Annotated in this window: 19 protein-coding genes and 1 tRNA gene; 17 read left to right on the top strand and 3 right to left on the bottom strand. The window is 47.2% G+C overall.

The features are described from left to right. Positions 1-2951 (bottom strand): type III restriction-modification system endonuclease (locus B5D40_RS11890; RefSeq protein ID WP_159446929.1); only part of this gene is annotated, 2951 nt, incomplete at its 3' end. Positions 2952-2962: 11 nt separating this feature from the next. After that, positions 2963-4969: a site-specific DNA-methyltransferase gene (locus B5D40_RS11885; protein ID WP_095849652.1), complete on the bottom strand. Its 2007-nt coding sequence runs from the start codon at positions 4967-4969 to the stop codon at positions 2963-2965. A gap of 917 nt (positions 4970-5886) precedes the next feature. Here B5D40_RS11885 and B5D40_RS11870 point away from each other — a divergent pair. Genes B5D40_RS11870 through B5D40_RS11860 form a run of 3 tightly spaced genes read left to right on the top strand, consistent with a single transcriptional unit; the run spans position 5887 to position 9606 of the window. Then, entirely contained in the window at positions 5887-7077 is a 1191-nt protein-coding gene (locus B5D40_RS11870; RefSeq protein ID WP_158222180.1) for a polysaccharide biosynthesis/export family protein, read from the top strand. Position 7078: 1 nt separating this feature from the next. Beyond that, positions 7079-8284: a GumC domain-containing protein gene (locus tag B5D40_RS11865; protein WP_078777072.1), complete on the top strand. Its 1206-nt coding sequence runs from the start codon at positions 7079-7081 to the stop codon at positions 8282-8284. After that, on the top strand, positions 8284-9606 hold the full coding sequence (locus B5D40_RS11860; protein ID WP_078777071.1) for an O-antigen polymerase: 1323 nt from the start codon (positions 8284-8286) through the stop codon (positions 9604-9606). The genes B5D40_RS11865 and B5D40_RS11860 overlap by 1 nt, the downstream gene beginning before the upstream one ends. Here B5D40_RS11860 and B5D40_RS11855 read toward each other — a convergent pair. Continuing rightward, positions 9535-10779: an oligosaccharide flippase family protein gene (locus B5D40_RS11855; RefSeq protein ID WP_158222181.1), complete on the bottom strand. Its 1245-nt coding sequence runs from the start codon at positions 10777-10779 to the stop codon at positions 9535-9537. The two genes, B5D40_RS11860 and B5D40_RS11855, sit on opposite strands and share 72 nt — an antisense overlap. 209 nt (positions 10780-10988) lie before the next feature. Here B5D40_RS11855 and B5D40_RS11850 point away from each other — a divergent pair, with 209 nt between their 5' ends. From B5D40_RS11850 to B5D40_RS11775, 14 genes are all read left to right on the top strand, one after another. Beyond that, positions 10989-11282 carry a hypothetical protein gene (locus tag B5D40_RS11850; protein WP_078777069.1) on the top strand — a complete coding sequence of 98 codons (294 nt, stop codon included), beginning with the start codon at positions 10989-10991 and terminating at the stop codon, positions 11280-11282. Between the two features lie 57 nt (positions 11283-11339). Next, positions 11340-11639 (top strand): hypothetical protein, encoded by a 300-nt coding sequence (locus B5D40_RS11845; RefSeq protein WP_078777068.1) that lies wholly within the window; start codon positions 11340-11342, stop codon positions 11637-11639. A 3-nt stretch (positions 11640-11642) separates the two neighbouring features. Beyond that, positions 11643-12530 (top strand): hypothetical protein, encoded by an 888-nt coding sequence (locus B5D40_RS11840; RefSeq protein WP_143394502.1) that lies wholly within the window; start codon positions 11643-11645, stop codon positions 12528-12530. 343 nt (positions 12531-12873) lie between these two features. Beyond that, positions 12874-14181, top strand: coding sequence for a DNA cytosine methyltransferase (gene dcm / locus B5D40_RS11830; RefSeq protein ID WP_078777065.1), 1308 nt, complete (start codon positions 12874-12876; stop codon positions 14179-14181). Then, positions 14178-14921, top strand: coding sequence for an NgoBV family restriction endonuclease (locus B5D40_RS11825; RefSeq protein WP_078777064.1), 744 nt, complete (start codon positions 14178-14180; stop codon positions 14919-14921). Before dcm ends, B5D40_RS11825 begins: the two co-directional genes overlap by 4 nt. Before the next feature lie 140 nt (positions 14922-15061). Next, positions 15062-15142: transfer RNA gene (locus tag B5D40_RS11820), tRNA-Leu, on the top strand. 31 nt (positions 15143-15173) lie between these two features. Continuing rightward, positions 15174-16433 carry a trigger factor gene (gene tig, locus B5D40_RS11815; RefSeq protein ID WP_073305450.1) on the top strand — a complete coding sequence of 420 codons (1260 nt, stop codon included), beginning with the start codon at positions 15174-15176 and terminating at the stop codon, positions 16431-16433. A gap of 18 nt (positions 16434-16451) precedes the next feature. Further along, positions 16452-17054 carry an ATP-dependent Clp protease proteolytic subunit gene (locus tag B5D40_RS11810; RefSeq protein ID WP_073305448.1) on the top strand — a complete coding sequence of 201 codons (603 nt, stop codon included), beginning with the start codon at positions 16452-16454 and terminating at the stop codon, positions 17052-17054. 10 nt (positions 17055-17064) lie between these two features. Then, entirely contained in the window at positions 17065-18330 is a 1266-nt protein-coding gene (clpX, locus tag B5D40_RS11805) for an ATP-dependent Clp protease ATP-binding subunit ClpX (protein ID WP_073305446.1), read from the top strand. A gap of 9 nt (positions 18331-18339) precedes the next feature. Beyond that, the gene (gene lon, locus B5D40_RS11800) at positions 18340-20733 is read left to right on the top strand and encodes an endopeptidase La (RefSeq protein WP_233134319.1); all 2394 of its coding nucleotides are present in this window, start codon (positions 18340-18342) and stop codon (positions 20731-20733) included. Positions 20734-21335: 602 nt separating this feature from the next. Beyond that, positions 21336-22139: a hypothetical protein gene (locus B5D40_RS15395; RefSeq protein WP_143394503.1), complete on the top strand. Its 804-nt coding sequence runs from the start codon at positions 21336-21338 to the stop codon at positions 22137-22139. Then, positions 22108-22317 (top strand): hypothetical protein, encoded by a 210-nt coding sequence (locus B5D40_RS11785; protein ID WP_143394504.1) that lies wholly within the window; start codon positions 22108-22110, stop codon positions 22315-22317. The genes B5D40_RS15395 and B5D40_RS11785 overlap by 32 nt, the downstream gene beginning before the upstream one ends. Before the next feature lies 1 nt (position 22318). Beyond that, complete coding sequence (locus B5D40_RS11780; RefSeq protein ID WP_078777060.1) at positions 22319-23404, top strand: toxin-antitoxin system YwqK family antitoxin; 1086 nt, start codon at positions 22319-22321, stop codon at positions 23402-23404. Between the two features lie 50 nt (positions 23405-23454). Beyond that, positions 23455-23721 (top strand): hypothetical protein, encoded by a 267-nt coding sequence (locus B5D40_RS11775; RefSeq protein WP_078777059.1) that lies wholly within the window; start codon positions 23455-23457, stop codon positions 23719-23721. Positions 23722-24300: the final 579 nt, after the last annotated feature.

The following is a 24300-nucleotide window of genomic DNA, read 5'->3' as shown; positions in this document are numbered from 1 at the left end:
CTGATGATTTCTTCGAGATTCTTGCCCGAGAGTTGCTTTTCGAAGCGGACTTTGACTCCCTCGGATTCCATATTCTTGAAAAACATCTTGGCGGATTCTATTTTCAGTTTTTCGCTACCTCGCAAATCCTTGTCGGCGTCTTCGACATCCTTGCATTCCACAATCAGATTCAGTTCATTCTTGCCCTTTCGGCGAATGATGTACATAAAATCCGGGCTGTAGGTTTCGCCGAGAATTGTCGGGATGCGAATGGTGCTCTTTGGAATTTTTCCATAAACTTCAACGCCTTCAATGCCGTTCAGAATGTCGGATTTTTCTAGCGGAGAATCGTAAGCAATGCTGTTATAAAGATACTTATCAGGCACTTTACTTGCGTCCCCGAATTTGCCCACGAGTCCCTGCGATATGAACTTTTCCGCATTTCCTTTTTCGTCGTTGAGCCAAGTCTTTTTAATTCGGGTGCGGCTCACTTTCTGGTAGCAGAACCGTCCCTTCAAATGTTCGATTTTCCAGTTGTGAATTTTCTGGCATACGTTAAGAAGCGTACGTTCGTTGAACATCACCTTCCCGCCCTTGTTCGCAAAATCGCACAGGGCCTTGTGCATCAGCGTTACGGGCACGGATTCCTTGGACTGGACGCGTTGCAGGAATTTTCCGTAAGCAATCGGGCGTTCCACTTCGTAATTGTCGCCACAGGCGTCCTGCACACTCGCTACGCCATTTTCAAATGAAACGACATCGCGAATACTTTTTGAAATCGTCTTTTGAAAAAGCGACTGTTCAATCAAACCCGGCAAAGCCTGTTCCAGTTCCGCATTCAGGCTTTCATCAAAAGTCAAGAGATAGTGCTCGTTCATCTTGAGCCAGAGTTTCTTCAACTCCGCATACTTTTCGCTACGAATACCGATACGCTCGCCTTTCTGTTTCTTGTTGCGGTCGATAATGCGGCGTTCTGCATCGCTTCTGCGATAAAGTTCAGGATATTCCGCTTCGAAGGCTTCCGCATTTTCCGGTACAATCGGATAGCCGGGCATTTCGCCCTTGCGCATTTTGATAAACTTTTTTCCAAGCAATTCGGCAACCAGTTCTTCGGCCTCTAAGCCGCATTTCTTGGCGAAAGTTTCAATCAGCTCGTCTGTCAGATACAACTGTTCTGCGCGTTCACCATTGATTTCATCCACAAGTTTTTGAGCAAATTCCTTTTCGGAGTAATCGACGATGTAATTGAGTATAAAGTTTTCGCCGGTCACACGTTTTCCGTATTCGTTCACGGGAAGCCTCAAACCGCGACCGACTTCCTGCAACTTGCTGATTTCGCTGCCGCTGCTGCGGAGTTTTGCGATGGTAAAAACATTGGGGTTGTCCCAACCTTCCTTAAGCGTCCATTTGGAAAATATAAAGCGGCGCGGATTATCAAAGGAAAGTAGCGATTTCTTGTCGTGCAAAATTTCCGTCACTTCCTGGGCAACGGCCTCATCTGAACTGGCATTGTCTTTGGCGAAATAGCCGCCGTGGGTTTTGGAAATCTCTTTCAACGATTTTTCGAGATACGCCCTGTAATCATCGCCATCTTGCAACGACTCTATTTTCTGCTTGATTTCTCGTTTCAGTATTTTCTCAAAAGAGATTCGCAGGTATTCGGATTTTTCATCCCAATCGTGACGGTAAGCCGAAATATCGTCAATAAAGAATAGCGCAAGTGTCTTGATTCTATCTTCACGCTTGAAATTTTCCTGCTCCGTTTCCAAATGGCGCCGTATTGCCATCGTGAGCATCGCTTCTTGGTATGCGGTCGCATACATGTCGGGCGTGAGGCTGTCGCCTTCTTTCAGCGAAACTCCATTACTTAACCGCACCGAACCCTTTTCAAAATCTTCGACGGTAAGATTTCCGAAATTTTCATGGATATTAGAAAGCGGCATGTTCATCGCCAAGGCCTTTTGATGCGTTTTTCCAAGAGCATTGGCCCAACCAAATTTCACCTCTTCATTCTTTGAATCAATTTCGATCACTTTTATCTTGACATTTTCGGCATCTTTTAACGGCTCAATGTGTTCCTTGGCAATCCCCTTAATCAAGTTCTGGTGAAACGACTCGTATGCATCCAAATTATAGACAAGATTCTTATAATCCTTGACGGTTTTCTTGTTCTTGCCGCGACCTTCGCTCTTTTCGGGATAAGTCGCCCCGAAACGAATAAGGATTTGCGGGCAAAGTTTGTTCATGATTGCAGCCATCGCCTTGTTTTCGGAGGCAAAGCGGTGCGGTTCGTCAATAATGACCACAGGGCGAGTCGCCTTTAGCGCATCGAGAGGGCAATAGAAGTTGTCAATGCCGTAATCAAAATCGTCCTTCGCATAGTTCGAATTGGTAAGCAATTGGCTATTCAGCAAGAGGACGGAAATATATTTATCGGAATCGCCCGGGTTTTGGTAGAAATTCGAAACCGCCGAAGGGAAATTCTTTTTCTTGTTCTTGGATTTTTGTTCCGTTCCTTCAAACAAACGGATTTCCGACTTGTAATCGCAGGTATTTTCAAAATGTTTCTTGACATCGGAATCGTTTAAAAAACTGGATGCGCCCGCCTTGATGGATTTGCCAGGTACCACAACTATAAATTTTGAGACACCCAGCTGTCGATGCAATTCGTGAATGGTTTCGGTATAGACGTACGTCTTGCCCGTTCCTGTTTCCATTTTGACATCGATGTAAAGGCAAGATTTTTCGGCAATCCCGAAGGGTTCCTTTGCCGAAACGAAACTCTTCATGTCCGCAGAGAAATTCGTTTGCAATGCGGACAATGCCTGCTTGATTTTTTCGTCGTTCGGATAAAGATTTCTATTGGCTGCGTAATTCAGGGATTTTTCCGCACGCAGCGTTTCCGTCACTTTCAGGATGCTAGCAATGGCTGCCCGCTGGTGGGGCAAATCTTTTTCGAATTGCAATTCCATGGCGGCCCCCATTAGTAACGGATTTCAAGGTTGATGTCGATACCTTCGACACTCTTGATGTTGCCTTTCAGCGTTTCGAGAGCCGTGATGCCGAAACTGTAGCCGAACACCGCGATGTGCTTGGGCTTGAATTCCTTGTCTTCGTCGTACTTCTTGAACAGGGCTTTCATGTGCTTGGATCCGATATCCTTGTCAATCAGGTAGAGGTAATCTTTTACTTTATACGCATTGTAACCGCCAAGATCGATTGTCTCTACCGAGGCGTTGAAAGTATGACCGTCATCGACCATCCATGTGGCGAGAACGGTTTTGCTTCCGAAAACCTTGAGAATGTTGTCTGCCCCGAAGTTCGGGTTGGGCACGAATTTTTCCAGCGCGTCCAAAGTTTTTGCCTTGGGCTTTTCGATGCTGTAATGCTTGAAACCGAAGTCGCCTTTTGCATCGGGGTGCTCGCTCTTGATTTTTGCTGCGGCACGGCGGATACGCTCCATGCCGATTTGATCAAGGGTGTGGGGTTTGTTGATGGAATCGAGGAACTTGATGGCATTCTTCGTTGTTTCGCTGGGTTTTGTTACGGCATCCAAATTTTCAGGAAGTTGCACTGCAATAAACTTCCTTCTTCCTCCATTTTCTGAAGCGTTTAATTGTAAAATTGAATGAGCTGTTGTTCCACTTCCAGAGAAAAAATCCATAATGGCGTCATTTTTCTCCGTTGAAAAATTCAAAATTCGTGCAATCACATTTAATGGTTTTGGATTATCGAACACCTTCTTCCCATCAAATAAATCTGCTACCATTTTAGTCGAAGCTCTATTGTCTTCATAAATGATGGATTTAAGAGCATCTGTTGCCGTTTCAATTCGTTGCTTTATGTGAGGTTGAGTGCTATGATCTTTGCCCCATTCTACTTGCCCAGCATTTGCACAATTCCAAAAAGTTGTTTCCGGCCAACGCCACCCATTAGCTGGTATTGGGCAATTTCTTCCAGTGACTGGGTGAGGAATATCAAACATATATCCACCCGGATGAGGGTTAGAAGAATTAGTCGAACTGCTGTATACACCATTTTCATCAACATTATTGTAGTGTGCAACGGATTTTAATCCCAAATCAAGTTTATTGTCCTTTATCCATTTTCTCAACTTTTCCTGTATTTTTTCTAAATCAGTTTCACGCTCTTTTATCTTTTCATACTGTTCCTTAATTTTCTTTGCCGCTTCACTTTTTAATATCCAATTTTTCACCAAATCTTTATTTCTTGCAAAACACAACATATATTCGTGTTCTGTACAAATTTGTCTTGGATTGTTATCCGTTGCTGTTTGAATAATCAACTGACCACAAAAATTCTCCTCCCCGAAAATCTCATCGCACAGGATTTTCAAATTCGCCTGTTCGTTATCGTCGATGCTGATGAAAATCACGCCATCGTCCCTGAGTAAATCGCGGGCGAGTTTCAGGCGCGGATACATGAAAGTCAGCCATGCCGCATGGGAACGGGAACCCCGCTTTTTCATCTTCAAAATTTTTTGTGCGCGCTCAGGCTCATCGATGCCCAACTTTTCCTGCAAATCCTTTTCGTTAAAATCGAAGCTGTCGTTATAGACAAAGTCGTCGGAGCCGGTGTTGTAGGGCGGGTCGATGTAAATGCACTTTATCTGTCCTTCGTAGGAGCGGCGCAAGTGCTTGAGGACTTCCAAGTTGTCGCCCGAAAGGTAAAGGTTTTCGCTGTCCTTGTTTTCGTTCTTCTGGTTGTTTTCTTCGTCGGGGACGATCACCGTCTCGGTGTCGAGTGCGTAAAGGAGCCGGGCGTAATCCTTGCCTAGAAAGTTGAAAGTCTCGCGTTCTTCGACCACCAGGTGTTTGTCACCCACGGCAAGTTCCGCCCAATAGCGTATCGTGTCGGCATCTACCGTTCCCTCTTTTCCGAAGGCGTTCGGAATCAGCGCTTTCAATTTTTTGAGAAGATCGTTGTTTGGGTTCACCTTCTCGTTCTTTTGTATGATGTCGCGTATCATCGGGCGGTTCCTTATCGTTGCGAGTTCCGCCCTGCGCTGCATCCAGTCCACTAAAAAAGGCGTGGAGTTGAATGCTTCTTATCTATAGTTGAGGCTCTGGTAAAGCCTATTGCACGGATAAGAACAAACAACCCACGCCCCAATTGGGACGTGAGTAGCCTGCCCTATTCTCGTGCAATGTTTCAATTTACCAGATTTCAACTATGAGACTAGAGCAAATACTCAATAAAACGGGCGCTCCGCATCAATCGATACGGGGCTATGTCAAAAAGAATAATAGTAAAAAAGGACGGGATTCTTGTCCAAAGGGCATGACTGAGAATGGCCCCGGAATTAGGGGTTTTAGGGGTGGAACCCCTAGGCGAAGGGGTAGCGAGCAACATCGTGCGAGCGAGGGGGAGGCCCCCCCAAAAAAAATCTTCAAAAAATTGTACGGACATGTTGACTCTGGCTTTTTGTTTTGCTTGTAAACAGACAGGGTTGAGATGAGGAAGCTGTTTCCTGTTTTTAGGGGGTATGGACAATTCTCCACCAAATACCCAGAAATTAATTTTTTCACCGGGCGGATTTCTTTTCACCAGGTGAAATTTTCTCGCAGACTGCGAGATGCTCGCCTGCCCCATGGGCCTTGGACGCTCCGCTTCCTTTAGGCGGCTTGGATTTTGAGCTACAAAAGGCAATATAGTTCAGAGTTTCTGAAGTGGCGATAAGGTTTTTGTTTTGCAAGAAGACTCCATGGGCCCGTCTAAAATCACATTTCTGCTGTAACGAAAAGCTCTTCATCAGGGCAAAAGCGTAAACATTTCTAAACTTCTTAAAATCGCTCGGATTTCGGCACTTTTCGATTTTATCAAACGGCGATTTTCTATTTTATGTCAACTCATCGCTTTGTAAGGAATTTTTGTTTGAATACGAGTATGTGCTTGAAAAAAATGTTGGCGTTCTGGCTGTGGTTTGTTTGTTTCCCGGCGATTTTATTCGCTGCTGAAAACGGGGGGGGCGCATATCCGTCTTTTTCTTCTTTGCAGCAGCCTTCGTCCGCTTTGCAGCGCAATTCGGTGACGATGCAGCCCAGCTACAGCGAAGGCGTTATTGACTCCAATTACATTTTGGGACCAGGAGATTACCTCGACATTATGTTGGAAAACACCTACCTTTCGGCGAAAGTTTATCCGGATGGCAGCATTGTGATTGAAGAATGCGGGAGTGTGAATGTCGCCGGGAAAACCCTTGCCCAAGCCCGAGAAGATATCCTAAAAATGGTCGCCGACCGCTACAATCCGAAATATTGCTTTGTGCAGTTGGCGCAAATGAAAAAGATGATTGTGAATGTCATGGGTGCCGTGCCGCAGGTGGGGCAGGTCTTTGTGGAACCGCAGACCCGCTTGACTCGGCTTCTGAAACTGGTCGGCGATATTCTGCCGCAGGGGCGAGACGACGATGTCTGGGTGATTCGGGGCGGCGACACCACCCACGTGAACAGTTTCAAAATTTTTAACGAAGGCGATTTTTCCAGCGATATCGTCTTGGAACCGGGCGACCAGATTTTTGTGCCTTTTGCAGACATGAAAAACAGTGTCACGCTGATTTTGCCGAATTACCGTTCGGCGTTGCCTTATGTAGAAGGAAAAACCGTGGCGGATTATTTTTTGAGCGCAGGCGGAAACCGCATCCACAATTTGGGCTACCAGTCGGTGACGATTCGTAAAAAGGACAATTCTACGGAACAGATTCCCATCAACGAGGCCGACAAATACGTTCCCTCCGTCGGCGTGGAAATCGAATATACGACGAAGCCGCTTTTGGTTTATGTCGGCGGCGCGGTTGCCGGAGTCGGTCGGCAGCAATACGATCCTTCCTGGCACGCTCTGGATTATATTTCCGCGGCGGGAGTTTTGACGACGACGGGTTCTTTTGACCAGGTGAAGGTCATTCGCGGCGACAGGGAAACGATTTATGTCAATGCGACGCGGGATCCGATTTTGCCGGGCGACTACATTGAAATTCCAAAGAGCACTTACGAGCGGTTTAAAGATTTTACATTGTTCGTGGCTTCTCTTTTGACCGTCGTTTCTTCGGCGTTCATCATTTACGTCAATTACAAATAATATGAAGCATTCAGAAACTCCTGGACTGATTGAAACTTTATTGCGCATTTTCAACAATGATTTGAAGCATTTCAAATTGTGCTGCATCTTGGTGATTTTGCCGACGCTTGCCGTTTTTGTTCTGGTGATGTGGGTGATCAAGCCGACCTATGCCGCAAAGGCCGTGGTGACGCCTCCTCCGGAGTCTTCGGGAATGAACGCTTTAAGCGGGATGCTCGGTGGAGAATTTTCCAACTACGCTTCGATGCTGGGGCTTTCCTTTAGTTCCGTGGATGCGGACGCGATTTGGACGATTTTCAATTCCAAAGAATTGCACGACATGGTCATCGATCGGTTTGATCTGGCGGCCCACTACGAATTTGACGGCAAGTTCCGCGCGGACTTACTGAAGCAGTTTCGGAAAAATTTCAAGCTGTCTTTGACGGACGAAAACATGCTGGAAATCTCCATTGAAGACGAGGATTACCAGATGGCGTCGGACATGGCGACCTTTATGCTGCAAAAAGCGGATTCGATGTTCAACGCTTTTAAAACGCAGCAGGCTCGGCAGGCCCGCGAATATTTTGACAAGCGCATTCAGCTTTGCTTGCAGACTCTGGATTCTTTGATGGCGGATTTTGCGGACTTTCAGACGAAGAATGATTTTTACGAACCGGAAATCCAGATGGAAGCGACCATCAAATACCTGAGCGCCTTGCAGACGGAACGGCAGGCGGTCGCTATGGAAATGAATTATGAACGGCAATTGCGCAGCGAAAATTCCAAGCGCTACGACGAATTGACGAAGCGCTACAATTCCGTGAATAACGCCCTGAACCAGACGTTAGATGGAAAACAGCATGCAACCGGACTGGTTGCCTTGCAGAAGACTCCGAAGCTGGGCGCGGAATACATGCGCAAGCAAGAGGAAATTAAAGTTCAGGCTGCGATGTATAAATTGCTCCGTCAGCAGAGTGAACAGATGCAGCTCGAGGAGGCGAAAAAGCTCACGAACTTGCATGTCTTGGAATCGCCGTGGCCGAACGACAAGAAGGTTTCGCCGCTCCGGGGAATTTCTTTGATGTTTACGGTAATGGTCACTTTTTTGCTGGCGACCATATTCTGCAATTTTTTGGAATTGCTGCGGGAACAGAAAGGCAGCGGCTCGGTCTTGGACAAGGAGTGGGCGACGTTTTTGGCGTTTTTCAAAAGGAAATCTAAAGCCTGATGTTCGCACTGGTTTGCGAATATCCCGAAACGACGGCCCTTTTCCTTGTTGTGGTGGGGCTGTTGTTTTATGTGTGGAAGAAAAAATTGGATTTTTTTTCCCCGGCGACGATTTACATTTTTTTTCAATGCCTGACTCTGGCGATTGCCTATTTGCGCCTGGATCATGCGATGACGCCGTTCCATGCGAAAACGTGGTTTGTCTGGGGCGGGGCAATGCTTTCGTTTGTCGCTGGCTGCCTGCTTTACCAATGGCGACTGCCATGGAATGCGGAATCTAGGATGGGTTTCGAGGCATCGCGCTTTTCGTATAATTGGAAGTGGCATTTTGTCCTTTCCTGCGCGGTGCTGCTTCTTTATCTGGTCGGGGTTGCGGAAATCATCCATAAGGCGGGCAATTTGATTCTCTTTACGGGGAATGCGGGATATTGGGCTTCGCGCAAAGTGGATTACGGTTTTTTTTCAAATTTCTTTTCCAGTGCGCCGCTGGTGGTTTTGCTGTTCGGGGTGGCGTCTTTCAAATCCGTCAATCCGGTGCGCTGGATTCGTTGGGTGTCGCTGCCGATGGCGCTGATTGTTTCGGTATTTAGCGTCTGCGCTTACCCGAGCCGCACTTCTTTTTTCATGTGCGTCGGTTTTTTTGTCATTCTTTTCAATTTTTTGTGCAAGCGAATTTCCGTGCTGCTGATTGCGGCACTGCTGGCTTTGGGAATCGTCGGCTTTGTTTTTGTCGCTTCGGCGCGGGCGCAGTATGGGGGAAGTGCGTTTCAATCGATGACGTTGGACGCGGCGATGACGATGCCTTACAAGTATGTGGCGAACAACTATTGGAATTTGGATTACGCGTTGAATTCGCCTCCGGATCGAGAGATTCACCCTTTTACTTATGGTCTCGATTTTTTTTCGGGGATGTTTGAATATTTTCGCGCGCCGGGTTCGCTCAAAGCCAGTTTAGGTTGGGATGGGCCTTTTAATGAAAGCGTTCAAAAAATTCCGGGCTATAATACGACGGGCTATCTTTGGGAAGTTTACAAGGACTTTGGGCTTCCGGGATGTTTTATTTTGCCTTTTTTGGTCGGGATGGCCATGTCAAAACTTTTCGCTCAAGTCAGGCGCAAAAAAACGCCGGGCCTTGTCATGTTTTACGTGTTCTTCATTTATTTTGTCGGCTTCTGGTTCTTTTTGGCGGGATACAAGCAAGGCGTCTTTTGGGCTTGGGCCGTTCTGGTTTGGATGATTTCAAAAATTTGCTTACAACCGAATGCGCCGCCGCTTCCGGAAATACCCGAGGAGAAGAACGCTCAGGGCCAAATCGCCGGTTAAAGTCAGAACGGGAATCAGGTGGGGAGATGTTCCCATTGCTGGCAAAGCGAAAACCGCAAAGGCGTTGAGGATGCCGCCGATGAAGATAAAAGCGACATAGTTCCACAGCCGTTTTTCCTTGAGCATGGTGGCGACAAAAGATGTCCGGAATGCTTGCAGGACAAGCGAAAAGACCAGCGCAGAAAAGCAATACGCTGAAAATTGGAGAACGGCAGAATCTCCGTGCATCGGGGACGCAAAAAAGAGCCAGTTCAGGCAAAATTCGGGGCAAATCCAAGCGGGCGACGTGCAAAGCGCGATGAAAAACGTGAACACGGCGATGTCTTTGATGTGCAACGTTGAGTCGTTCGTTTCATGCTTGGCGACGAGCGACGACGAAATAAAATTCACCATCATTCCCGAAGCGAGCACGACGAGTTTGTTCGCGTAATTGTAGGCTCCGAACATTTCGCGCGGGGCGAAAACGTCCATGGCGTAAAGCCCGAGAGGAAGGTAGAGAAAACTCGCGAGGCTCGAAAGCGCAAACGGAAAAGCTTTGGAAAGCATCAGGCGGATGAATAGGAGACTCCTGTGCGTAATCCGGAAAATCGCAGGGCGCAAAGCGGCTGTCGCGCCAAATGCCCAGGCGGGGAGAGCGGCCAGAACCATGGAAAGCGCGATCCCTTCGATGCTTTGCACTTTTAAGTAGAATAGCGCAAACGCCATAACCGCGGAATAGGAAATGGTGTGGAGAATTTTGGCGGCGAGCAGCTTCTTCCAAAATTTCCCGCAGATAAAATACCAGTCGAAAAAGGCGTGCTGGAAAAGGAGTCCGAATGCGAGGACGAACTCTCCCCGGAATGCGGGGTGGTTGCGGCGGACAAGAACGGCGAGGAGCGCCATCGAAAGCATGGAAAAGATGCTAAGGGCGTAACGGAGCTGGAACGCGTGCCGGAGCATTTTCCCCTGGGTAATCCGCTTGCCAAAAAAGGCTAGCAAAAGGGTCGTCGTCCCAAAATCGGCGAGGGAGCAGAAAATCGTGTAGTCGTTCTGGAGAATGCCGAAGTAGGCGAAGGAGACGTTTCCCAAATTCCTTGCGGTGAAATTGCCGACAAGAAAAGCGACCCCCTGGATGAGAAGGTTTACTGCGGAAATGAAAACTCCGATTCGGATGGTACGAAATGCGCCTGACACGGAACAAAGATAATCATTCTGATTCCAAAGAAAAGTTTTGTGAAAAAGACTCTTTGCCGCTAGGGGAATTTCTCCATAGTGGAAATTTTCGTTTGAAATTTGCAAAGGGATGTTATTTGGGGTTAGTGATTTTAGTGATTAGTTGAAAGTAGGAAGTTGGAACTGAGAACTGGGAACTGATAAATCGCTTATTTCAACATGGAGAAAAAATGAAACTTGTTGCGCTGATTTTTTTGCTTATTCCGTCAGCTTTGTTTGCTCGCGAAGTCAATACCGCATTCCTTTGGAATGCCGCAGTCGATACGACGGGGCGCGTCATCACCGGCTCGACGGATGAAACTTCCGGTTATTGGTATGCGTTTGACGACGGTGTTTACGGGGGGGGGGGGACTTCCACTTGGATTTGGCCATCCGACATCGAAGAAGATATTCGTGGAGACATGTCCGGTTTGGTAAGTAAAATTTGTTTTTTATGCGCAAATCGGCAAAAAAGACTTGCCTAGATTGATGGTGAAAATTATATTCTGTTATAGAATTGTAATTTTTTGTTGGAGTTATGGATGACGAAACGCTTTTGTTTTTTCCTTTGTGTTTTGACGAGCTTTTTGCTCGCCCATAATCCAGTTCAAGTGGAGGCATTTGATGAGCAGGGGAACAATCCATTGTTCATTGAGGGGGACTGGGCGGGAACGATTTTCGCGCCCAAGGCAAGGCTCGTCCTCGGCCAGGCGAAGAAAAAGATTTACGGGCGCTTTGTCGGGAACGGAATCACAGTTCATCAATACGCGTCCCTTTACGCCGTTCCCTTTGCCCCGGAGATGGAAACGACCGTCGCTTACTTCAACATGGAGGAAAAATGAAACTTGTTGCGCCGATTTTTTTTGCTTATCCCGTCGGTTTTGTTTGCTCGCGAAGTCAGTTCCGCTTTTCTTTGGGATGCTATCGTGGATTCGGGGCGCGTCATCACCGGTTCGACGGATGAAACTTCCGGTTATTGGTATGCGTTTGACGACGGCGTTGACGGGGGGACTTCCACTTGGATTTGGCCATCCGACATTGAAGAAGATGTTAACGGAGATATCTTCGGGCCGCTCACGCGGGCTTACGGAAGCATCTTTGGCGAATTTGCCTTGGGAGAGCAATGTGTAAGCGATGGCCAAAAGTACAGCTGCAGCGTCGGCATCGGGTTCAACACTTGGGATGAGAATCAACAAGGGGTGGATGTTTCCGCATGGAACGGATTGTGTCTGGAATATTCCGCGACATCGGACGTTGGAATTCGGTTGCGCAGGGATAATCCATTGACATTGGACTTGTTCGTATCAGTGGCTGCATCCGATTCGCTTTCCGTCGTGAATATCCCATGGGGAAAATTTTCGTGGTATGACTCGATGTTCAATCCGTTTGAAACGATAGAAGAATGCCTGCTGGATGTCGGCGCTGTGCAACTTCTCTTCTTAGGGAATTCCGGGGCGACAGGAAACTTCAAGTTGACGAAAATCGGTTCCTTGGGAACTTGTGACGGTTCGTTTATGGCTGTTCCGCAACAGCGCGTTTTTTCACCGGCTCGGATTCGCCAAATTGCACCGCGGACCTTTTTTGTCGAGGGAATCCCAAATGGAACTCCTTACCGGGTTTTCGACTTGAACGGGAATTTGCTCCAGAGGGAAACGTGGAATGGTGAAGCTTTCGTCGTGGAACGCGTCCCGGCGGTCTTGCGAGTCCAAGGGAAGGCGTATCTTTTGCGGTAATGATTTTTTAGTGGACGAACGGGATTTTTCCGTGTGAAAGACGGCGGGAAAATCCGTCGCAAGCAGTCGAAACTTTGAAGTCTGACCCGTCGTGAAACTCTTCATTTCGCCGGGTTTTGGAATCTTAAAATTTTTACTTTGTGAAATAATTTAGTTCCGTGCTAATGAAAAATTTTAAGAGGTTGCGTTTCTTTTTTGAAAAACAATGTCGAAAAATCGGCATTGTTTTTGAAGGTGAATGTCTAAAGATTTTTGTTAAAAAATTATTTTGGAAAATCTTAAAAAATACAGCACTCGGAACTTTGTCAGTCTTCGCATTCAAGGTTTTTAGTATATTTGCAAAATGAAAAAGATAAACGGGAGAAGAACGGTTTCCTTTATCGACCTTTTCGCTGGAATCGGTGGCATCCGCAAGGGGTTTGAATCCGCTTTGGCCGACAAGGGGCTTGTGGGAAAATGCGTTCTCACTTCGGAAATCAAGCCTTACGCCGTTGATGTTTTGATGGAAAACCATCCGGGAGAATCCATTCTTGGCGATATCACGCAAATTCCGGCGAAGGAAATTCCAGATTTTGACTTTTTACTAGGCGGGTTTCCGTGTCAGGCATTTTCTGCTGCAGGAAAAAGGCTCGGATTCGAAGATACGCGGGGAACTCTTTTTTTTGAAGTTGCTCGAATTCTCAAGGAAAAAAAGCCGTTCGGCTTCATCTTAGAAAACGTGGAAGGTTTGGTCAATCATGACAAGGTGAACAGGTCGGATAAAATCGGCAGGACTTTGGCGACAATTCTGAAAACTTTGGACGAATTGGGTTATAAAGTCTCTTGGCGCGTGCTGAATGCGAAGGATTTCAGCGTGCCGCAGGATCGGAAGAGAATCTACATCGTCGGGACTAGGAAGGCAGCTCCGGATATGAAGAACTTCGAATGTCGGAGGAAACCGCTGAAAGCCGTATTGCAGAGAGGGCGTCCCATTTGGGAAAGCCCCTTCGCCAAATTGCTCCTGAGCCATTTTTCGTTAGAAGAGCTTCCTGGGAAATCCATCAAGGACAAACGGGGCGGAAAGGACAACATCCACAGCTGGGATTTGGAATATAAAGGTTCGGTATCGGAAGAGCAAAAGGAACTTTTGAATGCCATCCTCAAGGAACGCCGAAAAAAGAAATGGGCGGAGGAGTTCGGCATTGATTGGATGGACGGGATGCCGTTAACGGAAAAGCAAATCAGGACTTTTTATAGGCATCCGAACTTGAGAGGGATGCTGTCCGATTTGGCAAAAAAAGGCTATTTGAAGTTGGAGCATCCTAAGAAGAAAGTTGGACTAACGAGGATTCAAGACAAAAATCTCCCTCAAGGGTACAACATCGTCGCGGGAAAGATGTCCTTTGAAATCAGCAAAATCTTGGATCCAAATGGAATCGCCCCCACCCTTGTCGCTATGGACATGCAGCATCTTTTTGTGGTGGACGGCGCGGGTATTCGTCCGTTGACCCTGCGGGAGGGGCTGCGCCTGTTTGGCTATCCAGATACGTATAAATTCAACGTTTCCACGGAAAACGGTTATGATCTTTTGGGGAATACTGTTGTCGTTCCTGTGATAAGGAGCGTGGCAAATCGGGTTTTGGATATCTTTGAAACGGAGGTGGGCGGATGAGGCTTTCTGCTGGACAAGTGTATAAAAAATTGATAGAAGAAGACCGGATCTTGGAAAAACGTGGACAAATTAAATTTTCGTTTGACGATGTGGACATCGTTGTCAAGCAGAAAGATGTCGTCGGAAACATCATCCAGGAGTGGCTTCAAGGTTGGTTTGACAAACGTGGAGTTGAGTATGCGCCTTCTGAAAATACGCAGATGCCTCCCGATTTCTTTTTGAATCCGTCCGACAAAAAACGAGACCTGTTGGAGGTGAAGGCTTTTAATCGTTCCGCCAGTCCTGGGTTTGATATTGCTGACTTTCGAATGTACGAGGAGGAAATTATTGACAGACCGTATATGCTCGACGTGGATTATCTGATTTTCGGCTATGATTTGGACAAATTCGGTAATGTGACTGTCAAAGATCTTTGGCTGAAGAAAGTTTGGGAAATTACCCGGCGTATGGATAAGTGGGCTCTCAATTTACAGGTGAAGCAGGGTGTTGTGCAAAAAATTCGTCCAGGCGTGTGGTACAGTGACAAGAAGGGGAACATCCCTATGTTCAAATGTTTGGAAGATTTTATCGCTGCTATGGAAGAAACGGTTTATCAAAATCCCAAGACGCACAACGATGCCGCTCTTTGGCGGCAGAGATTTATTGCTAGCTACGACAATTTTTACGGAGTGGAATTGAAAATCCCTCGTTGGATAGATGTTAGGGAAAAATACGGGGAGAGTCGAAACTCTGATGCCTAACCTGTTGTGAGGCTCTTCTTTCCGCCGGGTTTTGGAATTTTAAAAGCTCTGATTTTACAAGGACGCTCTTTTTCTGCGCTTTGTGCGCCGCCCATTGAGACGCTTTCTCCATCTTTTTTCTATCTTTGGCATCCGAATACGCGAGAGTGGCGGAATTGGTAGACGCGCCAGACTTAGGATCTGGTACTTCTTGTGTGTGGGTTCAAGTCCCACCCCTCGCATCTTTTTTCACGTTTTTTTCATGGAGATAACATGGCCGCTTCGATTAAAGAAATCAGCTCTACGGTGCGAAACATTGACATCACGATTCCTCAGGACGCTTTGACAAAGCCGTTCGACAAAAAAGTCACGGAATACCGCAAGGAAGTCCAGTTGAAAGGATTCCGCGCGGGAGCGGTTCCCCGTCAAATCATCGTTGCTCGTTTTGGCGACGCGATTCGCAGCGAAGTCGTTGAAGAAGTGATGAATGCCACGTTGAGCGAAGAACTCAAGAAAGCGAATATCATTCCGGTTTCTCGCGTGAAAGTGGAAAATTTCAAGGACGACAAGACCGCGGACATTTCCTTTACCGCCGTCGTGGAAGTCGATCCGGTTATCGAAGTGAAGGACTACGACAATTTGGGAATTACCGTTCCGGACGTCGCCATTTCCGAAGACGAAGTGAACGATGAAATGAAGCGGGTGCTCCAGATGTATTCCACCGCCGAATCGGTGGACCGTGAAGCCAAGAAGGGCGACGTGGTCGTCGGCAACTATCTGGAAGTTGTGATTGACGGCGAAAGCAAGGAGATTCCCGAAAATCGCGAATTCCGCTCGCTGCTCGGCGAATCAGCCTCCCCCGGATTTGACGAAGGCCTGACCGCATCCAAGAAGGGCGATGTCAAGGAAATCCACTTTGTCTATCCGGCAGACCACAAGGACGAACAGTATCGCGGCAAGAAGGCGGATTTTAAAGTCGAAGTGACCGATGTCCGTGAAATCCACGCTCCGAAAATGGACGAAGAATTCTTTAAGCAGATCGGCGTGAAAGACGAAGCCGAATTGAAGGACAATCTCCAGAAGAGCATTCTCAACGGCAAGAAGGCGTCGGCGAAGGCGAAAGCGGTGAACGAAGCCATCGACAAGTTGATCGAAGCGAATCCGTTCGATGTCGCCCATTCCCGAGTCGTCGATCTGATTAAGTACACGCTCCGCCGCAGTTCCGGTGCGGACGAAAATGTGGAACCGACGGAAGAACAGCTGAAGTCTTTGGAACCCGAAGCCGTCCGCGAAATCAAGAAGCACTTCATTTTGGAATTCATCGCGGGCAAGGAAAAACTCAAACCGACGCAGGCGGTTGTCGATGCCCATATCGCGGAAATGGCAGCTTCCTACGGTGTAGAAGCCAAGGCTTTGAAAGACCACCTCCGCCAGTCCGGCCGAATCAATTCTCTGCGCGAAGAACTTCGCATTGAAATGGCTTCCGACCTTATCGTCGGCATTAAACCGGCTGCGGCAGAAGAAGCCAAGTAACCTTTTTTAGGGGAAGTCATGGTCATTCCTACCATCATTGAAAACACTGGCCACGGTGAACGCGCCTACGACATCTATTCGCGCCTTCTCAAGGAAAGAATCATTTTCTTGGGAACGCCGATAAACGATGAAGTGGCAAACAATGTCATGGCGCAGATGATCTTCTTGGAATATGAAAATCCCGAGAAGGACATTACTTTGTACATCAACAGTCCCGGCGGCTACGTCTCGGCGGGTCTTGCGATTTACGACACTATGCAGCACATTCGTCCGAACGTGGCGACGATTTGCGTGGGCGACAGCATTTCGATGGCGGCGATTCTTTTGGCTGCGGGAACCAAGGGCAAACGCTATGCCCTTCCGCATTCCAGAATTATGCTGCACCAGCCTTCGGGCGCCGTTACCGGCCAATCGACGGATATCCAGGTGCATGCCAAGGAATTGGTGCGGACGCGGGAAATGCTTTCGAAAATCATTGCGGAACATACCGGGCGTTCCATTGAAGACGTGCGCGAAAAAACCGAGCGCGACTTCTTCTTGACGGCGGAAGAGGCGTTGGAATTTGGCGTTATCGACGAAATTTTCAAGCCGCACAAGAATCTTCCGAACGCCAAAGTTTAAGGTTGCCCAGATGTATAAAAACGGAAGGAATCATACCCAGATATCTTGCAGTTTTTGTGGCAAGCCCGCAGAACGTGCCGCCAAGATGATTTCGGGCGCAAACGTCCACATTTGCAATGACTGCGTTGCGGCCTGTTACAATCTTTTGCTAAACGACGTCGCCAAGGAAGCGGCCAAGGCCAAACCCGCGGAAGAGCAGACCGCTTTGCCGACTCCCAAGGAGCTGAAAGCTCATCTGGACGATTTTGTCATCGGGCAGGACGACGCCAAGATGGCTCTTTCTGTTGCCGTTTACAATCACTACAAGCGTTTGCGTTTTCAGGACGCCAATGCGGGTGAAAAAAAATCGGACGGCGTGGAAGTGGAAAAGTCAAATTTGCTGCTGGTCGGTCCGACCGGAAGCGGCAAGACGCTTCTTGCGCAAACCCTTGCCCGTTTTTTGAATGTGCCGTTTTCCATTGCGGACGCTACGGTTTTAACGGAAGCGGGCTATGTCGGCGAAGACGTGGAAAACATTTTGGTGCGTCTTTTGCAGGCTGCGGATTATGACGTCGCCCGCGCCGAACGCGGAATCATCTTTATCGACGAAATCGATAAAATCGCCCGGAAGACGGCGAATCCTTCCATCACCCGGGATGTCTCCGGCGAAGGCGTGCAGCAGGGGCTTCTCAAAATTCTGGAAGGTACGACGGCGCAGGTTCCTCCGAAAGGCGGGCGCAAACATCCAGAACAGAGTCTGGTGCAAATCAACACCCGGAACATCCTTTTCATTTGCGGCGGCGCGTTTGAAACCCTCGACAAGATTATCGCTCACCGTGTAAATCAAGGCGGCATGGGTTTTGGCGCGGACATCCGTTCGGAAAAAGACAACTCGCTTTCCCGATTGTTCAAATTGCTGGAACCGGATGATCTGATCCGCTTCGGACTGATTCCCGAACTGGTCGGACGCTTGCCCATTGTGGTTTCTTTGGAAGAACTGGATGCCGATGCGTTAAAACGGATTTTGACCGAACCGAAAAATGCGATTATCAAGCAGTACACGAAGCTCTTCAAGATGGACGGAATCGAATTGTCTTTTACGGACGACGGTATTGCGGAAATCGTTTCGTGTACGATGGAACGGAAAACGGGCGCTCGCGGATTGCGTTCCGTTGTAGAACGTGTGCTTCAAAAGTCCATGTACGAATTGCCCGGTTCCAAGACGAAATCGCTGGTTGTGGATGCGGCTCTTGTAAAAGATGCTCTTTCTCAGGGCGGCAAATCGAACGTCGCCTAAGGAATTGTTTTGAAAAAAACGACAATCGATACAGAAAATTTGCTGGAAACAATTGCACTGGATCTTTCCCGGAGATTTCCGCTGTTGCCGCTTCGCGACGCGTTGGTGACGCCGGGAGCTTCGACGCGGGTTCTCGTCGGCAGGGAAATTTCCCAGAACGCTTTGCAGGCATCCCGTGAATTTCACGATCTGATTCTGCTGGCTTTGCAGCCGGATCCGGAAAAAGAAGAAATTTCCGTAAAGGATTTGCCTTCCGTAGGCGTTCTTGCCCATGTTCAGTCGGTGATGCCGCTTCCCAATGGCTGCTGGAGAGTCCTTTTGGAAGGCGTTGTCGTCGTGGATCTGGTGAATCCGGAAATGTCCAAGGGAAAATATTTTTCTTCAAAAATTTCCCTTCGCCATTATGCGACAATCAATGATGTCTTGTTGCAGATGATTGTTACCGAAACCATTCGCCTTTTTGAACAGTATGCCCGCGTACAAAATATATCGCCGGATATTGTCGCGGATGTGAAGTCGAAGAAAGAGCCATATGAAATGTACATGTCGATGCTGCCCTTTATTCGGATTTCATCGGAGCAGGAACAGAAGGCTTTGGAGCAGAAGACGTTGGATGATTTGGGACGGACCATCTCGGCGTATCTGCAAGCGGCTCTCGATGTGGAAAGTGTCGTTGAACACGTTCGTGACGATGTTCAGCTCAAGATGCAGCAGAATCAGAAAGACTGGTTTATCAGCGAACAGATCCGGATGCTGCAAAGGGAAATCACGGACGGCGAAATCGATGAAGTGGAAAAGCTTGCGCAAAAAATCAAGGACAAGCATTTTTCCCCGGCGATTCAAGAAAAACTGGACGAGGAACTGGGACGGATGCGGCAAATGCAGCCGGCCAGCCCGGAATATGCCGTCTCCCGGAACTACATCGACTGGTTCCTTTCAATGCCTTACGGAATTTACACGGACTCGGCTCTGGATTTGCGCAAGGTCAAGAAAAAATTGGATTCGGACCATTACGGTCTGGAAAAAGTCAAAGACCGCATTTTGGAATATGTCGCGGTGTTGAAACAGACCAAGGCCGAAAACAAAGCCCCGATTATTTGTCTGGTCGGGCCTCCGGGCGTTGGAAAAACGACCCTTGTGCGCTCCATTGCGGAATCGCTCGGCAGAAATTATGCCCGGGTCACTTTAGGCGGAGTCCAGGATGAAGCGGAAATCCGGGGACATCGTCGGACTTACATCGGTTCCATGCCGGGACGCTTTATTCAGGCGCTTCGCCATGCTAAGTGCATGAATCCGGTGATTCTTCTCGATGAAATCGACAAAATGGGAAACGATTACCGCGGGGATCCGGCGAGTGCCATGCTCGAAATCCTCGACCCGGAACTCAATGCCGATTTTACGGACCACTTTATGGAAGTCGGGTTCGATTTTTCAAAAGTACTTTTCATAGCGACGGCGAATTCCGAAGAGTCCATCCCTGCGCCCCTTGAAGACCGGATGGAAGTGGTGCGCTTGCCGGGATATTATCCGCATGAAAAACTTCTGATTGCCAAAAATTATCTCATTCCGAAGGTCTTAAAAAATTGCGGCATGACGGGTAAGGATGCCGTCGATTTTGACGACGACTCGATAAAGACCGTTCTTCGGGAATACACTCGGGAAGCGGGGGTTCGCGAATTGGAACGGCAGTTGGAAACGATTGTCCGCAAAAGGGTCAAAGAAACCCTGATGGGAAAATCGGGCAAGTTGAAATTGACGCCGAAGCTCGTCGAAAAATATCTGGGCGTTCCTCGCTTTATGGGAAACCGCTTGCCGAAACCGGGACATTGCGGTGTCATCACGGGACTGGCGTGGACTTCTGTCGGGGGCGAAATTCTTTTGATTGAAACCAAGCTGCTTTCGGGACGCGGGCATTTGCTGCTCACCGGAAAGCTCGGCGACGTGATGAAGGAATCCGCACAGATTGCGCTCAGTCTGGTGCGCGAAAGGTTGCAGCGATTCGGCGTGGATCCGGCGATCGTCCGCAAAACGGATATTCACATTCACGTTCCAGAAGGCGCCGTTCCCAAGGACGGACCTTCGGCGGGAATTGCTCTCACGCTCTCGCTTCTTTCGGCGTTTACCCGGACTCCGGTCTCGCCGGACATCGCCTTTACCGGTGAAGTCAGTCTTTCGGGCGATTTGCTGCCGATTGGCGGGCTGAACGAAAAAGCGCTCGCCGCTCTGGATGCGGGCGTCAAAACGCTCTATCTTCCCAAGCAGAACGAAAAAGATGTGGTCGAATTGCCCGCACCGGCAAAGAAAGGATTGAAAATCCACACGAAAGAACACATCGACGAACTGATAGCGATTCTTTTCCCGCAGGCGAAAAAGAAGACGGCGGCGAAAGCGAAAAAGGATTAGCAGAAGAAAGGACGAATAGGTTCTCCTTCCGCTCCGCAGACCTTGGCGGAGGCTTCTTCGGTCTTTCATTGCGTTCGGATTCGGATAGGGATTCTTTGACCGATATTTTCCATCATTTTTTTTGCACAAAATAATTCATTCCTGTACAGGAATGGCCGGCAAAGCCTTATGGGAGCAAAGAATCTTGTAGCCCGCGAGAAGAGTTCACGTCGTAAAAATGTCACATTTTGAAGAAAAACTCGAAAAATAAGAATAAGGGTCGCTTTTCTTTGAAAAATTGACATCTTTTATGAATTTGTATAAATTTGACTCGTAACCAATGGAGTTTTTATAAGTACATAGAAACTGAAATAACATTTTCGTAGAGCAACGCTCTTGTTCTTGACGCAGAAACCTAGACAATTTCTTTTAGTTCATGAGAATAAGATGCAGATGCTCACGCCCCCGCTGGGGCGTGGGTCGTTTGTAGATTCATGAACAGGCTTTGTCTAGGGCCTCTGCTTCGGATCCAACGACGCCACGCCTTTTTTTGTGCGTTGCCGTTGCAAGTCCGCTTGAGTTTGCCTAAAAGGACGAAAAATTTTCAAACAGCGAGGCAAAAAATGAAAAGATACTGGGGTTTTAGAATAGACACGAGCACTAGGCAGAGAGAATTCCTGGCGGAGGAACTTGAAAAAGGGAATCTTCGTCAAGGCTGGGGGTATGAAGATTGCCAGAATTTAAACAACCCGAATGTGGAAGGCAGCGCTCGCCGCAATCTGAGCATCAAGAAAAATGTGAAAAAGGGCGACATTCTGCTTGTGCCCGACATCAAGGGATACGGAACGGTTGCCATTGTCGAAGCGGCTGAAGATTTCGACTCCGGCTACCGTTTTGACAGGAATAATGATTTCGGTGATTTTGGCCATGTTTTCCCGGTCAAGAAATGCGAAAACTGGTTCGTTCGGAATAACGCTCTTGTCAGCGGCGATTTGCGAAGCTCCTTGCGGACTCCGATGCGATTTTGGAATATGGACCATTGTGCAGAAAATATTGAAGAATTGCGAAAGCAGAGGGCGGACGAAAACCTGAAAAAATTCAACTATGTCGAAAGAATCGATGCCGCCATATCTTCTGTCATCGGCGTTCATAAAGAAAGCTTCGTCAATGATTTATTCGAAAATTTTAATGAAAAATTTTCCGAGAGCGATTGGGAATTTGTTTTGACGGAATGCTTGCAGCGAATTTATCCCAATTATATTGTGGAGCGTTGCGGAGGCGTATCGGAAAAAAATCACGGATATTTTGGTGAAAATTCCAAGTCCGTTGGACGACTCCATGTATGCCGTCGCCATTCAGGTGAAGGATTACGAGGGAAAAAGCAGTTCATACCCTGTGGAGCAGATAAACAAATCCGACGCTTATGAGGATTGGCATTCCGAGAACCTGCGCCTTATTGAAAAATGGGTGGTTTTGACCAAAGCTTCCAAAGAAAACAATTCGGAATTGGCGGAAAAAGCCCGCGAAAGCAACGTGAAAATTCTGTTTGCCGATGACCTGAAAGAACTGCTATACAAGTCGATGATGGCGACAAAGGAGAAATAAAATGGGGAAAATTAAGATGAAGATTTTTCTTTCTGTTTTGACACTGGCAGCCGTTTATGCAGTGGCCGACAAATCCAAGTGCATTCCTCCGGATATTTATCCTTGTTCAAACTACTACTACGAGAGAGACAACTGTAAATCAATCCCGTTAGAAAAATTAGATTCCATTACAAAAGAAAATTGGGTAGTAGAAAGGACTGGCTCCATTTCTTTGGATTCTTGTCAATTTCGATTTGCTTACAGCATAAAGTCTGATTCTGTAGATTATTTCTGCAAGGCGACCGCAATCGGCAATGAATCTTTAAAAATCACGGAAAAAGAATCTCCTGGTAATTGTTTTGACAGATATTATGACCGCTATAACGAAAATCCTTCTTATAACGGATGGACAATAAATCGTAAAATCAAGGACGGAAAACTGAATGGCTTTACAAAAGCTTACGATGCGAATGGTATTTTAAGATCGAACATTTCATATAAAAACGGAGTTCGAGAAGGCAAAGAGAAATTATATGAAGAAGATGGTTTGTTAAGGCGAGAACGTTCTTTTTCTGTGGGTAAGTTGAATGGGACAAGTATTAACTTTGATTACGAAGGCAATAAACATGAGGAATTGATTTACAAGAATGGTGTAATACAAAAAGATATTCTATATAAACGTTTTGATTGGATCGCTGGTTTTGCATTCACTCATTGCGCAATTGAATACGAGAATGAAATCTATGTCTCTGAAGAGATTCCATATCAAAAAGGCTTAAGGCATGGCATTGCAAAAACATTCTTCAGTCCTTGTCATGATGGTAAACACGCTCATGACTTTGGCTTGGGCAGAATAAAGAAAGAATCTCCATATAAAAACGGAAAATTGAACGGCGTTGTCAAGGAATTTTATATCGAAAAAAAAATAAAAAGCACCACTCCATACGAAAATGGTGAATTGAACGGCACGGTCAAAGAATTTTATCCCAATGGAAAAATAAAGAGCACCGTTACATACGAAGACGGGGAAGCGGTTTCCGAAAAAAAATGTTTTTCCAAAAACGGAAACGTTCAAAAAACCGGAACTGAAAAAATTGAATGCGATTAGGCAAATCAAAAATCACGTTTAACAATCACTCAACTTCAAGGAGTAAACTTATGAAAAAAAGAAAATCCGTCGGCATTGCAAGTCTTTTAAATCTCTTCTTTGCGCCCATTGGCTCTTTGTATTGCCATGGTTGGGTCGGGGGCGTATTTCTCATCATCCTATATGCGGTTGTAATTGGCTGTGGCTATGACACAGTATATGTTTGGATGTGCGGTCCCATTTGGGCTTTGATGGCCTTTTGCCAATGCAAAGCATACAACAAACAACTTTTGGAAGAGGATTTTCGGAAAAAATTGAATGACAAAAAGGAAGGCTAAGTACATCCTTATTTTTATAATTTTACGGTTCGTTCTAGATTCCTAGGAGTACAAATTAGAAGGCTTCTACGGAACTACCGGCCTACTTGCAATGCTAGATTTGAAGCGGCGAGAACGCCGCTTCTCCTGTATCAAATGTCAAGTTTTCCTGCGTTCTATAAAAATGCAAAAAGGAATTTCAAAATTTTCCGCAGACGTCGAGAGCCTCCCGGGAGAAGCGGCATCCCCCATGAGTCTTGGGAACTTGTTCCCTTAGACGAATTGTGCAAAGCCTGCCGCTTGGCGCTGCTTTTTCCGCGGGGGAATGGAGCGTCTGATTTGGCTTAAAATTCTTCCTCATACCTCCAGATTTTTGTACGGTCGGGAGACCGTCCTTCCTTGCTATGCCAGATTTAAAGCGGCTAGAAGCCGCTTCTCCTGTATCAAATGTCAAGTTCTTCTGCCTGCAAGCCTTTTATGAAATGCAAAAAAAATGCAAACTTTTCGCTGGTGGCGAGATTGACTCGGGAGAAGCGGCATCCCCCATGAGTCTTGGGAACTTGTTCCCTTAGACGAATTGTGCAAAGCCTGCCGCTTGGC

Origin of the sequence: Fibrobacter intestinalis, from assembly GCF_900167415.1 — a bacterium.
Lineage (GTDB): Bacteria > Fibrobacterota > Fibrobacteria > Fibrobacterales > Fibrobacteraceae > Hallerella > Hallerella intestinalis.
Note: the sequence above shows the minus strand (reverse complement) of the source record. Positions and strands in the feature narration are given on the sequence as shown.

Excerpts from the sequence above, each read along its gene's own strand:
- B5D40_RS11885 (WP_095849652.1), bottom strand. The coding sequence starts at position 4,969 with ATGATACGCGACATCATACAAAAGAACGAGAAGGTGAACCCAAACAAC.
- B5D40_RS11870 (WP_158222180.1), top strand. The coding sequence starts at position 5,887 with ATGTGCTTGAAAAAAATGTTGGCGTTCTGGCTGTGGTTTGTTTGTTTC.
- B5D40_RS11865 (WP_078777072.1), top strand. The coding sequence starts at position 7,079 with ATGAAGCATTCAGAAACTCCTGGACTGATTGAAACTTTATTGCGCATT.
- B5D40_RS11860 (WP_078777071.1), top strand. The coding sequence starts at position 8,284 with ATGTTCGCACTGGTTTGCGAATATCCCGAAACGACGGCCCTTTTCCTT.
- B5D40_RS11850 (WP_078777069.1), top strand. The coding sequence starts at position 10,989 with ATGAAACTTGTTGCGCTGATTTTTTTGCTTATTCCGTCAGCTTTGTTT.
- B5D40_RS11845 (WP_078777068.1), top strand. The coding sequence starts at position 11,340 with ATGACGAAACGCTTTTGTTTTTTCCTTTGTGTTTTGACGAGCTTTTTG.
- dcm (WP_078777065.1), top strand. The coding sequence starts at position 12,874 with ATGAAAAAGATAAACGGGAGAAGAACGGTTTCCTTTATCGACCTTTTC.
- B5D40_RS11825 (WP_078777064.1), top strand. The coding sequence starts at position 14,178 with ATGAGGCTTTCTGCTGGACAAGTGTATAAAAAATTGATAGAAGAAGAC.
- tig (WP_073305450.1), top strand. The coding sequence starts at position 15,174 with ATGGCCGCTTCGATTAAAGAAATCAGCTCTACGGTGCGAAACATTGAC.
- B5D40_RS11810 (WP_073305448.1), top strand. The coding sequence starts at position 16,452 with ATGGTCATTCCTACCATCATTGAAAACACTGGCCACGGTGAACGCGCC.
- clpX (WP_073305446.1), top strand. The coding sequence starts at position 17,065 with ATGTATAAAAACGGAAGGAATCATACCCAGATATCTTGCAGTTTTTGT.
- B5D40_RS15395 (WP_143394503.1), top strand. The coding sequence starts at position 21,336 with ATGAAAAGATACTGGGGTTTTAGAATAGACACGAGCACTAGGCAGAGA.
- B5D40_RS11780 (WP_078777060.1), top strand. The coding sequence starts at position 22,319 with ATGGGGAAAATTAAGATGAAGATTTTTCTTTCTGTTTTGACACTGGCA.
- B5D40_RS11775 (WP_078777059.1), top strand. The coding sequence starts at position 23,455 with ATGAAAAAAAGAAAATCCGTCGGCATTGCAAGTCTTTTAAATCTCTTC.